The sequence below is a fragment of the Paenibacillus sp. FSL R5-0908 genome (assembly GCF_038006245.1).
Taxonomy (GTDB): Bacteria; Bacillota; Bacilli; order Paenibacillales; family Paenibacillaceae; genus Paenibacillus_AQ; species Paenibacillus_AQ odorifer.
Window position 1 is genome coordinate 3,968,145 of the sequence record NZ_JBBOUV010000001.1, and the last position, 15,230, is coordinate 3,983,374.

Genomic DNA, 15,230 nt, shown 5'->3' on the forward strand with positions numbered 1-15,230 from the left:
CTAAGTGGCAATGAATTCCCTATTTTTATAGGTGATTCAAAAAGAGAAAACTCTTTTCATATTCATTCTTTATCATTACAGCTATCCGTCTAGACTGTTAAAATGATGGAAGTATGATAGACAAAGGAGATAAGCAATGAATAACGGCTTTCGGATCAATACTGAGGAGAACCGACACCGAACTCTGAGGCAAGTAAAGCAAGCGGCGTTTCATGCTTTGCAGGAATATGAAATAGACTGGAACTCCATTCACTTCATACAAATATCCGAACATGTCACCTTCCGTATTGTAAGCGATGTAGGGGAACAGTTCTTGCTCCGCATTCACCCGGATAACAAACAACGCGAAGGAACCATATCAGAAATTGAGTGGTTGTTCGCTTTGAAGAGCAAGGGCCTCATATTGCCCGAAGCTGTAATCAATCGTGAAGGAGCCTTTATTACGGAAACATCGGCGCGTGACGGACAACGGTTTTATTCGAGCTTAATGCGATGGGTTGAGGGAAAGCATGTTGACAAAAGTGAACTAACGGAGGAAGGCATCCGTAAAACCGGATCATTGATGGCAAAGCTTCATGAGGCCAGCTCTGATTTTAGTCCTTCCAGCGGCTTTACTCGTCCTTCTTGGGGGGCACTGAGCTTTAAACGGGACTGGAATCACCTAAGTCTACATCGCAAACATTTCATATCGGATGAGGATTTTAAGTTGTATTCCATAGCTGCCACTAAAATGGCAACATGTCTCGAAAGGTTCACAAGACATGAACAAAATTATGGGATGATCCACGCGGACTTACATAATGGAAATGTCATTTTTCGGGATAATGAACCGTATCCTATCGATTTTGGCAGGTGTGGCTTCGGCTATCATCTTTATGATATAGCACAGGCTATTATGGGATTATACCCAACACAAAGAGCTTATTTCGTCGAAGGATATCAGAGAATCAGGAAGCTTGAAGATGAACACACAATGAAGCTAGAGTGCTTCTTAGTCATGGCAATAATCGAAGCCTATAGCTTTCATGCAGAGAATCCGCTTGAGACCGAGGGTTTGATTGAAGAGCAGCCATATGCTCAAGCGATTTTGAGAGCTTATGTGAACGGGACAACCTTTTTATTTAATTCTCTGGATATTTCAATATAAAAGATTTAAAAATGATGTGCGTTATATTTTTCAAATGGTATTATTAGGATGAACTGCTGAAAACTATTTAAATTGTATTTGGAATCTTGGCAAATGAAAATGGTTGACAAATCTTTATAAAAAGTGAGGAGTATAGCAATGAACTTTGATAAAGAACAGCTTTTTTGGATAAATCCAATCAATGATTATTCTATTTCAGAAAACAGGATTGAATTTGTAACGATGCCGAATACAGATTTTTGGCAACGAACTTATTATGGTTTTAGAAATGATAATTCACCTGCACTGTTAATGAAAACTGCTGAGAAGTATTTTTCATTTATAGTAAGAACAGATTATGATAGTACACATAGATACGAGCAGTGTGGGATAGTCATCTATCAGGACAGTGACAATTGGTTCAAGGCATCGGTAGAATATGAAAATGAGGAATTCCAAAGACTTGGAAGTGTGGTTACAAATCACGGATATTCAGATTGGGCAACAACAGATATCGATGCAAACATTAAAACTATGTATTATAGACTAAGTCGACGTGAAAGTGATTTCTGTATTGAAAGCTCTTTGGACGGGACTACATTTGAACAGATGCGTATTTTTCATTTGTTTGAAGGGAATGAGGAAATAAATTTTGGCTTATATGCTTGTAGCCCAGAGAATTCTTCATTTAAAGGTGTTTTCACGGAAATGGAAATTACAGATTGTAAGTGGTTGGAGCATAAATAGTCGTTTACGCAGCTGAAAGTGAATATAACTCAAAAGGGCCTTCCTAAAAGGAAGGTCTTTTTTAATGGAGCGGTTATAAAGTTGTCATCAGTTTCCGATTTCTACAGTTATCCATGTGGTAAAATTAGGATAATTGGATCTTGGGAGGCGAGGACATTGAATCTTGTGATGATCATTTTATTACTGTTCTTAAATATTCCAGTATATAAATTTTTGTTTCGCGTGTTCTTCGTGGATAATGATGATTATAGCGAATCGATTAGGCATACTTTTACACCTAATATCATTTCATTATTCCGGGGAGAGTATTGGAAGGATAGAATGAATACGGCAAGACTTCAGTTTTTTATACTCATTTGCGGTGGGATTGTTGTTTTGGAATACCTTGTTTTGCATAAAATAATTGATATTTTTCGTTAACTAGAAATTCATTTAGAAACTTCTGCTTATGGTGAGCAGGAGTTTTTTTATCTTGCATAAGCACCGCCCTATTATGGAAAACTTATGTAGTGCGAATAAACAGCATGAATTTATTTTGCGAGGTGATAATGATGACAAATCAAGATCCGCAGGAGCTTCTTAAAAGCAAACACAAGCTGGATGAGCAGAAGAGGCAGTTCACAAATTTTGCCCGAAGTGCTTCCGGTCATGGAGAAGCAGAAGCAGGCCAGGAATTCAGTAATGACCGAGTGCCTGACGATCAAAACCGCATGAAATCTGTTGAGAACAGACAAGATTGATCTTAAAAAAGCTATCAAATAAGCCGATCCTTTTCTGGATCGGCTTAGAAAAATAATTTTTACGTTGTAAGTTGTTCAATAAGTATCGGATGCTAGAGTTTTCTTGCTTTAATTACAAAAGTTACAGGAAGCATCTTTGCTTTTTTTGCAAAATCGCTTCTATCGTCCCGCGACTGCATAAGTTCGTCATCAGATTGCTCAATCATTTGCTCAATAACAAATCCCGCTTTAGAGAGCGCATTCACATAGGTTGATAATTTACGATCTGATAAAGTTAGCGTACTTTCGTCAAGAGATACTGAATACCAAGATTCATCAAAATAACATTTTTTAAAAACAAGCATATCATTTTCTGCAACAACACATTTGTGTATAGGGTGAGACCAGCTGAAAATAAATGATCCATCTTTTTTAAGATAAGAAGCAATCCGGCTAAAAGTACCCTCAAGGTCAGTTGTCCAGCCTATGGCATAAACCGAATAAACAAAGTCAAAATAATCCTCTGGCAGGCCACATTCTTCTTCCATGGGAGAACAGCTCAATTTTGCTGAAAGACCGTGCGCCGTCAAAAGTTGCCTAGTCTTTTCGATTTGGTTTTCCGATATATCCGTACCCCATAGTTCAGATGCATTGCGTTCCCCCAGATATTGCAAAGATTGACCGCTTCCACAGCCTATCTCCAGCACCTTTTTACCTGAGACATCACCAAAAAGTTGGCATTGTTCTTCCGATACAAATGCTCCATAAAGAGGGAGTGCAGTAGCTCCTAAAACTTCATTTCCTTTCGTATCCCAAAATAAGCTGTTTGTTTCATGAATAGTATTCCTATCCATATCGACCGAGATGGCGATGCCAACCTCACCAGCGCCTATAACGTTTGTTCTATAACCAGAATTTTTGTCCATGCAGACACCCGCCCCAAATATAGATTATATAAGCCTAAACATATCTCCCGGCTTGCGCGTAATCCCAATAACATATATCGAACACGAACAAGCTGAGGGATTAACCATAGAATAATCTACCATTTTCCCATGAACAAAGCTATCCATAACTTTCCGCTAAATTTCCCATTTGTGAAATATCACTCAAATAAACAGTAAGGATAAACATAAACAAATCTACTCCTCTAGCTTCTTCTAATCTAGGCAGCCCAGTTCCGTATTGTTTTCGTAGGGATAGCCCATAAAACCAAGCGAATCGGACTGATAACGACGATTTCTATCACTTTTAATCACCATATGTAGGAGTTCTTGGGTCAACGGGATCTCCCGGCTCCAGTCCACCGATTTTTTCCAGCAACACAGTCTTGGACTGAATAAGAAAGTCCAAGAATGGTTCTAATTTTCGCCTATTGTTTCGAGATAGATTTCCTGCCTGCAGTAGGCCGTACAACTCGAAGACCTTTAATAGGAGAGGTACTCCGGCCAACATTTTTCCTTTTACCAGGAACTGCCGTGTTGACATTTGAAAACTTAGATTGACTTTGAATACTAGTGGATACAATATTGACCGTGTAATTTCTGTAGTTACCAATACTGATTTTTCTCAATCCAAGCCTTCTACAAAGCGGAGCAGCACAGTAACCTGCGCCACCACAAAGTTTGAAAGCATTTTGCGGTAGAGTAAGATAGTTAACACCTGACCATACAAGACGCCTATCTGCAGATTCGGCATAGTAATATATCTCACGATTGTTGACTGCCCCATTCAATACCTCTACCGTTTGACCTGGATTAATTGTGTACCAACCAACCGCTTCATACCAGCTGGGCCAAGGTATTAAGGGGATAGAGCCCTTATTACAGCTTGCAGAGGAGTAATATGCGAAGGCAACATATATGGTTACACTGGTACTATTACGAAAACTAAGTCCCATTGCATTCAGCTCCTTTCTTTTTGATAGAATAAAGTATGCAGTTTAATAGAAGAAAGGAATGGACATTAAGAAAACAATTTCGAATCGATTGGGCTGCTCATGTGTAGAGCCAGGGTAGATAAATTAAGAAGAGAGCTCTCGAAACGAAGGAGGAGTTCACAATGATCATCGAGGTCAGTGATAAGGCATCAGATAAAATCGCCGAAATTTTATTAAGTGCGAATATCCGAAATCCATTTCTAAGAGTGGGTGTAGATGAAGAGGGATGCAGTGGATTATCCTATACCCTAGTCGTGGATGAGCAGCAAGCAGAAGAGGATATTATTTTAAATAAAAAAGATTTTAGTATATTGGTTCACCCGAATAGTATTCCGTATATTGACGGTCTTGAAATTGACTATGAAGAGAGTGGAATGGTAGGCGGATAAACTATGAATAACCCTAATGCAAAAGCTTCATGTGGATGCGGAGCCAGTTTTAGAATGGCCAATTACCGTGGCGAAATAAAAAAATGTGATTAATCAGCAGAAAGGAGAGAAGAGGAATGATATCATTTGCAGTATCCAAAAAAGCATTGGATCCATTTAAGAATGAATGGGGTTTGGAAGCAGGTGCAGAACATTGATAAATTTGGACAAATTAGCAAAGGCATTTACTAAAGGTGTCTATGAAATAGAAAATAGAAGCCGCTTAGTCATCCAGCCCAAAAGCTTATTAAGTGAATTCACCACCGTTAAGCATGGATTTCTATTTATCATTCGCGGGGGAGCCAGAATACGTGTGAATGGAACGGTATATGAATTACGGGCAGGCTCAGTTTTTCATGCTGCTCCGGGCATGCAGATGGATTCGCAGGTTATAGGACAATCTGAGCTCGAGTATTACTCACTTTTTTATAAATTGGATATGCCGGAAGAAAAAAATAGTATTTACGAATTTGACTCTCATTTCAAGCTGGAGCCGGGGGCGAATCTAAAAATTATTGAATTACTAATTATGCTCCATCAGAATACCCATCCATCCGGTGAGATTGGGAAGCTGCGTATCAAGGAGTTGTTCTTAAGCCTGATGCACCAGGTTCTGATTGCGTGCAGTTACAGAGAGAACGATAGTTCTCCGAATCAAAGGATGGTAGACGAAGCCCTTGCGTATATTAAACTTCATTATATGAATTCACTTACACTCGGTGAGTTAGCGGAACAGCATGCAATGAGTGCCAACCGCTTCTCTTACCTCTTTCATAAATATACGGGACTACGACCAATCGACTATGTCGTTAATTATCGTTTGGAACGGGCCTGTGAATTACTCAAAGCAGGTAATTTTCCTATCCGTGAGATTGCTGACCGTGTTGGTTATGACAATCCACTATATTTCAGCCGATTATTCAAAAAGAAATTCGGTGTTTCTCCCTCTGCCTATAAATAATGTACATAATGAGCTTCTTGTACTTGAATTACGTCTGCAGCTACTGGTGATAAGCCAGAAGTGCAGACTTTTTTTATTTAGATTAAATAATGATGCATGCTGGATTTGAGATTTGTACATTTGAATTTATTTAAATTTTTGATAAACTCACCTTTGTAACTGAGAATCATTATCAGTAAATTGATTTATAAATGAAAGGCTGGTAGATATGACAGAAAAAAGACCAAGACAATTATGTATTGGCCTGTCCTTAAATGCAACCTGGATGAAAGGAGACGGCTGGCGGCACCCGGATAGCGGAGTAGAGAAGATGGAGACTATTGATTACTATATTGATTTGGCAAAAATGGCTGAGAATTCAAAGCTCGATTTTCTTTTCAGGGCTGATTATCTGTATGTTAGCCCGCAGATGTTAGGAGATTCCTCAAATTTCGGCAGCCCAGATCCTGCATTGTTTTTTGCAGCGATAGCTCGTGAAACCGAGCGAATCGGCCTGGTAACGACGATTTCCACTACTTTTAATCCGCCGTATGTTGTTGCAAGGCAGCTGCAGTCCTTACACTGGCTGAGCAATGGACGCGCCGGCTGGAATATTGTCACTTCTATTGAAGGCGCCGATAATTTCAGCGACTCACCTATGCCGTCACCGGAAGAAAGATATGCCAAGGCTATGGAGTTCACGGATGTTGTACGCAAGCTTTGGGAGAGTTTTCCGAATGAAGCGATTGTTATCGACCGTCAGTCAGGTATGTTTTCGGATAAGGATAAAATCACTGCCATTAATCATTCTGGGGAATTTTTCAGTGTAAAAGGGCCACTTACTTTGCCTGCTCACAAGTCAGGAACGCCGCCGCTATTCCAAGCTGGTGCTTCGGATATTGGACGGAATTTTGCCTCATCTGTAGCTGATGCTATTTTTGCAGCAATGCCGGATATCGAATCGGGAGTGGAACTAAGGAATGATCTGAGAAGAAGAGCGGCTGAGCAGGGTCGTGTTCCGGATGCTATCAAAGTTTTGCCGGGCTTATATTTTTTCCTGGCCGATACACGCGAAGAAGCACTTGAATTACATAAGGCTGCACATGCGAATTTAAGCCTTGAACGCAGACATGCTTCACTCAAATCGGTGCTGGGTCTTGATTTAAGCGGTTATCCCTTAGATAAGCGAGTAACTGCCGATATGTTACCCGATTCCAGTCAGGCCGTCCGCAGCCGGACTCATGCCGAATTGTTACGGCGGTATATGATCAAAACCCAGCCTACAGTGAAAGAAATCTTGGACAGGCCGGAGGTTGTCGGATCTGCACATTGGGTATCTGTCGGGACAGTCGAGGATGTGCTGAACGATATTATTGAACGGTTTGAAGCGGGAGCTATAGATGGCTTCATCGCCCTGCCAGGCGGTTCAGAACAATCTATGGAGCTGTTTTTTGAGAAGTTGGTACCGCAGCTGGTTAAGAGCGGCTTATTCCGGAGCGAATATACGGGTAGCACTTTCCGTGAGCATTTAGGGATTTAAAAAAGAGAAATGAGGCGATTGAACGATGCATGAAGAGGATTTGTTTGATGTTACGATTATTGGCGGCGGTCCGGCTGGATTATTTGCTGCATTTTATAGCGGACTCCGTGAAATGAAAACCAAAATCATAGAATTCCAACCTGTGCTTGGCGGCAAGGTGCATGTCTATCCGGAAAAGATGATCTGGGACGTGGGAGGCTTACAGCCTATTCTTGGCTCGCAGCTTATTGAACAAATGGTTGGTCAAGGGATGACTTTCCAACCGGAGGTTGCCTTTAATGAAAAGGTCACATCCATCTCGCAAGATGAAACAGGTTACTTTATTTTACACACAGCCGCAAACCGGAAGCATTTCACTAAAACTGTCATATTAGCCATTGGAGGAGGCATTCTGAAGCCGATCAAGCTTGAAATCGAGGGTGCCGAAAGATTCGAAATCACAAATTTGCATTATACGGTGAAGTCACTTGCCCGATTTAAAGAGAAGACTATCCTAATCTCGGGAGGCGGTCATTCTGCTGTTGACTGGGCGAATGAACTGGCTCCGATTGCCAAAAAGGTCTTTCTGACGTACCGGAAAGAGAACTTAAAGGGGCACGAAGCAGATATTTCACGCTTGGCAAACAATGGCGTAGAGTGCTTATTAAATTCTTCAATCGAAAAGTTGATTGCCACACCGGATCACGAAAGAATAGGGACTGTACTGCTGAAAAGTAATGACAACGGAGAGGCATTTGAGCTGTCTGTCGATGAGGTCATCATTAATCACGGTTATGAGCGCGACAAAGAACTGCTGGTGAACAGTGAAATTAAAATGGATCTGTGGGAACACCGGATTTCAGGCTCAGTAATGAGCGGGACATCCATGCCGGGTATTTATGCGGCAGGTGATGTTCTACATCATGATGGGAAATTGCACCTGATCGCGGGGGCATTCCAGGATGCTGCCAATGCGGTAAACCAAGCCAAACAATACATCACACCGGAGGCTAATTCATCCGGGATGGTGTCTTCACATAATGACCTGTTCACGCAGAAAAACCGTGATTAAATGAAGCATTTATACAGACAGTAATGATAACAACTCAAGGGGGAGCCAAATGAAAAGACTATATGGATGGATTGCATCCTTAATTATACTTGCAGGATTACTGTCTGGATGTTCCGAAACTTCAGTCACGCCTACACCAGATGCCAGCAAGATCGAAGAAGCGGGATGGCCAAGAACAATTGCGGATGCCAGCGACAATGGAGTGGTGCTCAAGACACGACCTGAGCGTATAGCGGTTTTGCATCCCTTGTATTTAGATTACTTTTTTGCTCTAGATACGCCTCCAATCGCATCAACCAACGCAGCGGAAGCTATGAAGGATTTTGCTACGTTACAGCCCTACGCTGGAACTGCTGAAATTATTGATTTGGGCAGCAGCAATGCGAATCTGGAAATGATCATGGATGCCAAGCCAGATGTGATTGTAACCTTCAAGGGTTCTGTTGATAGCAATTATGAAGAGTTGAATAAGATTGCACCAGTCATCTTAATTGACTACACCGATACCTGGGAAAAAACGGCGATGCTGTGTGCTCAGATTGTTGGTAAAGAGACATTAGCGGAACAAACCATTAAGGAAACCCAGGAAATGATTGCAAAAACAAAAGAACAGTTAAGTAGTCTTGAGAATAAAACCTTTGCTTTACTACGGGTCGACGGAAAAGCCAATTTCAATGCGCAAGGCTCTAAAAACACAATGTACTACAATCAAACTGTAGGCTTTGGGTTGTTGCCACCGAAGGGATATCCTGAAGAGGGAGGGGCACTTTCTCTGGAGGGGATATACAGCATGAATCCTGATTATATTATTATCCAGCATGATATGGATATCGCAAAGGCAGCCATCAAGGACAAGGAAACTTCGAACGTGTGGAACTCACTGGAAGCAGTGAAAAACAATCATGTACTTATCTTTGATAACTCACTCAATAGCGCAAGTATTCTGGCTGTCCGTTTGGCTGCAGATCATTTTCTGCAATTGGCGTCTGAACAATAAATTTATATTACAAAATCCGATTGCACCCTATAGGGCGATCGGATTTTTGTTATTAAGTTAAATATCTTGACTGTTATTGATAATGGTTATCATTTATGATGAGGATTAGACAGATAACGGAGGGGTAGTCATTATGCACAAAAGCAATCAAATATTGCTTTGGGACCAAGCGACGGTCAAGTTATTGGATGTGCGCCGTATTGAAAGGGTTCAGGGGGAAATTCTTCATAAGTATAAGATTCCTGCCAATATATTTTTACTTTCGGCACAAGGGAGCGCTCATGTTCAGTTAGATCAGTCTGAATTTTCTTTTACAGGATTTCATGTCCTGCATAGCGGGAAAGGAGCGACCCTTAATATTGTTCCGACAAGCAAAAATTTTGTTTACTATATCATTTATTACCGTGCATGGATGCAAGAGGAGGATCTGTTTCAACTACAATATTGTTTTTCCCCTGATGCACCCATTTTACTTTATAACAAAATGCAGTTGATGTATCAAAAATGGAACGAGCAAGAAGAGAGACTCAACGTAAAATCACTTTTTTATCAATTTATTCATCAGGTCTTAAATGAATTACATAGAAAAGAGACTGAGGTGAAACAAACCAGTGTTGCAGTCCAGGTAATCACCTACATTCAGGACTACTATGCGGAGCCCATTACATTAGATTCTCTTGCGGAAGTATTTAATTTCAGTGCTTATCATTTGTCATCCTTGTTTAAAGAGCACACAGGTATGAGCCCGATTGATTACTTAATTCGGTTTCGGCTTGAACTTGCAACGGAGCTTTTAATGACAACAGATGCTTCGGTCGGAGAAATATCAGCAAGCGTTGGTTATAAAGACGTATATTATTTCAGCCGAATTTTTAAGAAAAGAAAAGGTGAATCCCCTGCACATTTTAGAACAAGAGAGTTACAGCGGCCTAAAGTTGCTGAAAGTCCATTAAACTTCCCCACATCCTCTATTTTTGAACCCATCGTTCAACAGTATATTAATAATGATAATCATTATCATAATACGGAAAAAGGGGAATTACCTATGTTTAAAATGACACACTCTCAGACGACGGCGGCTTTACTGCTTTGCGGTTCTCTATTATTAGGTGCTTGCTCAAGCGGGACGGGTACTGCTACGAAGGAACAAAGTAATGGGAATGGAACCGTAAATCAAGCAACATCAGAAGAAAGTACGAACACTCGAATAGTATCAACACCTAAGGGAGATGTGGAAGTACCAGCAGAGCCGAAAAGAGTGGCAGCTGACCAATATATGGGACATTTATTGAAATTAGGAATTGTACCCATCGGAGCAAGAACGTTTATGCTGGATGAAGGCTGGATGGAAAAAGCAGACATCCCTAAAGAAACGGTCGAGAAAATTGAGGATTTAGGGGATTTCCCTTTAAATCTGGAAAAATTAACGATGCTAGATCCGGACTTAATTATCGGTTCGATCGATGAGAACATAGAACAATATGAGAAAATTGGGACCACTGTTTTTCTGCCTTATTGGGAGGGGTTAAAAACAGCAGGGCCGCTTGATAAATTTAGGAGTGTAAGCAAAATATTCGGAAAAGAAAAAGAAGCAGAAGAATGGATTACGGAATATGAACAGAAAGTAGCTGAAGCAAAGTCGAAACTTGCTGGGGTTATCAAGGAAGGGGGAACCGTTTCGGTTGTTTCATTTTCAGAAAAAGCCGTGTACGTCTTAGCGGCAAAGGGAGGAAATTATGGTTCTTCCACTATATACAATATGCTGAAGCTGCCTCCAACAGAAAGTGCCAAAAATATGGCGGAGGGGTTTGAATCCATTTCACTTGAAGTGCTTCCAGAATATTTAGGTGATTATGTTTTTGTATATAATGGCGATGCGGATGCAACCAATAAAGCAATGGAAAGTAACATATGGAAAGGCATCCCTGCAGTGAAAAATGGCAAAGTTTATTTGTATGGCGATAATTATCATGATGAATTCGTAATGGAGGATCCTTTTTCATTAGAGCTTCAGCTTGATACGATTGTGAATTTGTTACTTGGCACTAGTAAATAGTTTAATAGATATACTTAAGCCCTGATGTGTCTGGAATATTGATACCAGGACAACAAGCAGAAACTGCCAGCGGCGGCATAGGAAGAGAGCGAAATGGAGCATTTTATCCGTTTCGCCTTTTTTTATTCTATTACCCTACAGTCCAATCCTTCATCATAAGCCTCAGCAACTGTGACTTTTTTCATAATACCCTTTCTATATTCGACCCGTTTTATAGGCCAAAAGTATAATTTTTACAGCAGTTTACATAAATCTATCTTTTTTTTAATTGTTTTGAGATAGGATAGTAGATGTCAAGCGGGTGGGTATTTATGGTAATTACTCACCGGACTATATCTTGAGGAGGAAGGGTATGAAGGAGAAGAATTCAGTTTGGAAAAAGAGGCTGATGAACAGCACTCTAGCTGTAGCGGTGGCCGTACCACTTCAGCTGTTCACGTTCGGAGCCGGTTCGGCGGTATTCGCAGAAGGACCAAACGATCCTGCACCGTACATTGAGGCCAAAGTGGTCAATGAGCATGCAGGCCAGAAGATCCTGTTTGACAACACCCATGAGCAGACTGCGGGAGCAGCCGATTGGGTGATTGACGGCGCTTTTTCAGACTTTGGGAATGCCCTTGCCCAGGAAGGCTATTATGTCAAAGAACTCCGCAAGACGACTCCAATTACTTTGAGTGATCTTTCCGGTTATGATGTCTACATCGTCGCCGAATCCAACGTGCCCTACAAAGCAAGCGAGCAGCTTGCGATGGCGGAATATGTGGAGGATGGCGGCAGTATTTTCTTCATCGGCGACCATTATAACGCCGACCGCAACAAAAACCGCTGGGATGGTTCTGAAGCTTTCAACGGCTACCGCCGTGGAGCGTGGGACAACCCAGCCAAAGGCATGAATGCCGATGAGGTCGCTTCTGCAGCCATGCAGGGTGTAGTTAGCTCTGACTGGCTGGCGGACGAGTTCGGTGTCCGTTTCCGCTACAATGCGCTTGGCGACATTAACGCAACCAACATCGTGGCTCCCAATCAAGCCTTCGGCATTACAACGGGCGTATCAGCGGTTGCTATGCATGCCGGTTCCACGCTGGCCATTCTAGACCCAGCCCGTGCGAAAGGTATTGTCTACCTGCCGCAAACCAATGCTGCCTGGGCCAATGCCGTAGACCAGGGGGTCTATAACGGCGGCGGTGTGGCAGAAGGTCCCTATGTGGCAGTCGCGAAAAAAGGCGCCGGCAAGGCGGCCTTCATCGGTGACTCATCTCCTGTAGAGGATGCAACACCGAAATACCTGCGCGAAGATACCGGCGCCAAGAAAACAACTTACGATGGCTTCAAGGAAGTGGACGATGCCACACTGCTGGTTAACACCGTCAACTGGCTCGCTGAGCAGGAGAGCTATACGGATTTCACCCAGGTGAATGGCCTGACGCTAGATCAGCCGACAGCCCTGCTGCCATTCGAGGAGCCAGCGCTGTCCACTGAGCCTCAACCGGAGCCTTGGGCTCAACCTAATGCTGGCTACAAATGGTATGATCGCAGCACCTTCAAAGCAGGCTCCTACGGCGGGCCGGCAGCCACTGCAAGTGCGGTTTATAACTTCACGCACCAGGCTGTGCTGCCAAATGCACAGAATTTTCAGATTCGGGTGAGTGCAGATAATCTTCCAGCAGGTACAAGCGTTTCCGGCTTTCAGGTAGGTGTCTACCAGGTAAGCAGTGGCGCCCAAATCGCCAAGATTCAAAACAGCGACGGCACCTGGCCAAGCAGCTACGGCTACAGCTCCTCATTCAATCTGACGGCTGATCTGAACGGTCATGCCTACAAGGACCTGACGATCCAGATCAAGCCGGGCACCACAGCTGCATCTAATCTGCGCCTCCGCCAGAACAGTACAAACCTCAAGACTGAATCGGTGACGCTGGGCAATGTTCCTGCTGAACCGCTTCCGGCTGAGGAAGATCCCATTCCGGCTACAATCTCTATCGGCGACTCCCGGGCTAAGGCAGCCGGATCACTGGTAACGGTGGAGGGGACCGTGACGACCGAGCCGGGTATCTTTGGCGGACAGTCCTTCTATCTCCAAGATGGAACCGGTGGGGTTTATGTCTTCCAGAGTCAGAGCGGCTTTCACGTGGGCGATAAGGTCAAGGTAACAGCGTCCACCGCATTGTACAACACAGAGCTGGAGCTAACCGAAGCAGTGCAAATTGCGAAGACGGGCACGGCGGCACTGCCGCAGCCGATTGCGGCGAGCATGGTGAATGATGCCAACCAAGGCCAATTGCTTCAACTGAACGGTGTAACAGTGGCGAACATTATCAACGCTACGCCAAGCGGCTCCTTTGAATTCGACGCCGTCAACGCCGAAGGGACAAGCAATCATGTGCGCGTGGATGCCCGGACAGGCATTACTAAGGATAACTTCCCTTATACAGATGGGCAGAAACTTAATATCACAGGTGTTGCCGCAATTTTTAAAGGCATCTACCAGCTCAAGCCGAGAAGCCTCGATGACTTCATTGCAGCAGCTGAAGAGGGAGCTCCGGTAACAACGGCAACGCTGTCTGCCGAGCCAAATGCTTCCGGCTGGTTTAATCAGCCGGTCACCGTTACCCTGAAGGCGAATACAGATACAGCTAATGTTTATTACTCGCTTAACGGCAACAAGGAAGCTGAGTACAGTACACCTGTGGACCTAAAGGAAGACGGGCGGCATACATTGACATACCATGCTGTGCCGGGAAAAGGCAAAACGGAAGATCCCAAGACGTTAAACCTCAATATTGATACAGCTCCACCGGTTGCCGCACTGAAAGAATCCGGTCATGAGGTGAGAGATGTAGAAGAAGGAGCACAGCTTAACTTTGAATTGACTGCTGACGATGTATTATCAGGTGTCACCTCGAAACAGCTTCTATTAGATGGGAGAACGATTGCCGAGGGCCAGACCCTAAGCGCCGCCGATTTAGGCGCCGGCCCCCACACCGTGAAATACATCGTACATGACGCAGCCGGCAATACGACTGAAAAGAGCTATACGTTCCAGGTGATTGGCGGCCAAGTGATTGCGACTGGTAAGCCAGGACAAGCTGATCTTTCCTCCAACAGCAGCTATGCTAATGGACTTAGTGATGGTAACTATACGGTCACCATGAACCTATGGTGGGGGAATAACGGCACGAGCTACAAACTCTATGAGAACGGCACATTGATTGATTCTAAGACACTGAAGGATGTATCGCCAGCAGCCCAGACGGCAAGTACAGAGTTTCATAGCAAGGTAAACGGCACTTATGTATACACTGCGGAGTTAATCAACAAATATGGCACGACCAAGAGCGATCCGCTTACGGTCACGATAAGTGACTCCGCACCGGGCAAGCCGATTCTGTCCGAAGATAACTGGGACGGAGATGGCACCTATAAGGTGTCGATGAATCTGTGGTGGGGGACTAACGCTACAGAATACCGCCTGTATGAAAACGGAGAGCTCATCGACTCGCAGCCGCTGAATGCCCATACGCCTTCGGCACAAAGTGCAGCCACCACCATCAGCGGACGCACTGCCGGCGTGTACGAATATCGGGCGGAACTGGTCAACGCGGCGGGAGTAACTGCCAGTGATACGCTCAAGGTAACGGTCATCCGCTAAACAGAATGGCAGTAACAATAACAGTAAAAAACGAAGAG

Annotated in this window: 13 protein-coding genes; 11 read left to right on the forward strand and 2 right to left on the reverse strand. The window is 43.4% G+C overall.

The genetic code is table 11. The features are described 5' to 3' along the window. Positions 1-136: 136 nt before the first annotated feature. From MKZ09_RS17975 to MKZ09_RS17990, 4 genes are all read left to right on the forward strand, one after another. Entirely contained in the window at positions 137-1,147 is a 1,011-nt protein-coding gene (locus tag MKZ09_RS17975) for a phosphotransferase enzyme family protein (RefSeq protein WP_076201257.1), read from the forward strand. 138 nt (positions 1,148-1,285) lie between these two features. Continuing rightward, complete coding sequence (locus MKZ09_RS17980) at positions 1,286-1,873, forward strand: DUF1349 domain-containing protein (RefSeq protein ID WP_076201255.1); 588 nt, start codon at positions 1,286-1,288, stop codon at positions 1,871-1,873. A gap of 156 nt (positions 1,874-2,029) precedes the next feature. Beyond that, a complete protein-coding gene (locus MKZ09_RS17985) occupies positions 2,030-2,293 on the forward strand; it encodes a hypothetical protein (protein WP_081394139.1) in 264 nt (87 codons plus the stop codon). 128 nt (positions 2,294-2,421) lie between these two features. Beyond that, positions 2,422-2,613: a hypothetical protein gene (locus MKZ09_RS17990; RefSeq protein WP_076130505.1), complete on the forward strand. Its 192-nt coding sequence runs from the start codon at positions 2,422-2,424 to the stop codon at positions 2,611-2,613. 92 nt (positions 2,614-2,705) lie between these two features. Here the strand turns inward: MKZ09_RS17990 and MKZ09_RS17995 are convergent, their stop codons facing one another. After that, a complete protein-coding gene (locus tag MKZ09_RS17995; RefSeq protein ID WP_076201253.1) occupies positions 2,706-3,518 on the reverse strand; it encodes a class I SAM-dependent methyltransferase in 813 nt (270 codons plus the stop codon). Between the two features lie 446 nt (positions 3,519-3,964). Then, on the reverse strand, positions 3,965-4,492 hold the full coding sequence (locus tag MKZ09_RS34475) for a DUF1036 domain-containing protein (RefSeq protein ID WP_076133123.1): 528 nt from the start codon (positions 4,490-4,492) through the stop codon (positions 3,965-3,967). 161 nt (positions 4,493-4,653) lie between these two features. On the opposite strand from MKZ09_RS34475, the gene MKZ09_RS18005 reads away from it, so the two are divergent. The 7 genes from MKZ09_RS18005 (at position 4,654) to MKZ09_RS18035 (ending at position 15,192) form a co-directional block, all read left to right on the forward strand. Beyond that, a complete protein-coding gene (locus MKZ09_RS18005; protein ID WP_256719134.1) occupies positions 4,654-4,920 on the forward strand; it encodes a HesB/IscA family protein in 267 nt (88 codons plus the stop codon). Between the two features lie 193 nt (positions 4,921-5,113). Next, entirely contained in the window at positions 5,114-5,920 is an 807-nt protein-coding gene (locus MKZ09_RS18010) for a helix-turn-helix domain-containing protein (protein WP_076133122.1), read from the forward strand. A 208-nt stretch (positions 5,921-6,128) separates the two neighbouring features. Further along, a complete protein-coding gene (locus tag MKZ09_RS18015; protein WP_076201251.1) occupies positions 6,129-7,439 on the forward strand; it encodes an NtaA/DmoA family FMN-dependent monooxygenase in 1,311 nt (436 codons plus the stop codon). Positions 7,440-7,464: 25 nt separating this feature from the next. After that, positions 7,465-8,490, forward strand: a complete 1,026-nt coding sequence (locus MKZ09_RS18020; RefSeq protein WP_076201249.1) for an NAD(P)/FAD-dependent oxidoreductase — start codon at positions 7,465-7,467, stop codon at positions 8,488-8,490. A gap of 49 nt (positions 8,491-8,539) precedes the next feature. Next, positions 8,540-9,487: an ABC transporter substrate-binding protein gene (locus MKZ09_RS18025; RefSeq protein ID WP_076201247.1), complete on the forward strand. Its 948-nt coding sequence runs from the start codon at positions 8,540-8,542 to the stop codon at positions 9,485-9,487. A 133-nt stretch (positions 9,488-9,620) separates the two neighbouring features. Next, complete coding sequence (locus MKZ09_RS18030; protein WP_076201244.1) at positions 9,621-11,543, forward strand: AraC family transcriptional regulator; 1,923 nt, start codon at positions 9,621-9,623, stop codon at positions 11,541-11,543. Positions 11,544-11,895: 352 nt separating this feature from the next. After that, complete coding sequence (locus MKZ09_RS18035) at positions 11,896-15,192, forward strand: chitinase N-terminal domain-containing protein (RefSeq protein WP_076201241.1); 3,297 nt, start codon at positions 11,896-11,898, stop codon at positions 15,190-15,192. Positions 15,193-15,230: the final 38 nt, after the last annotated feature.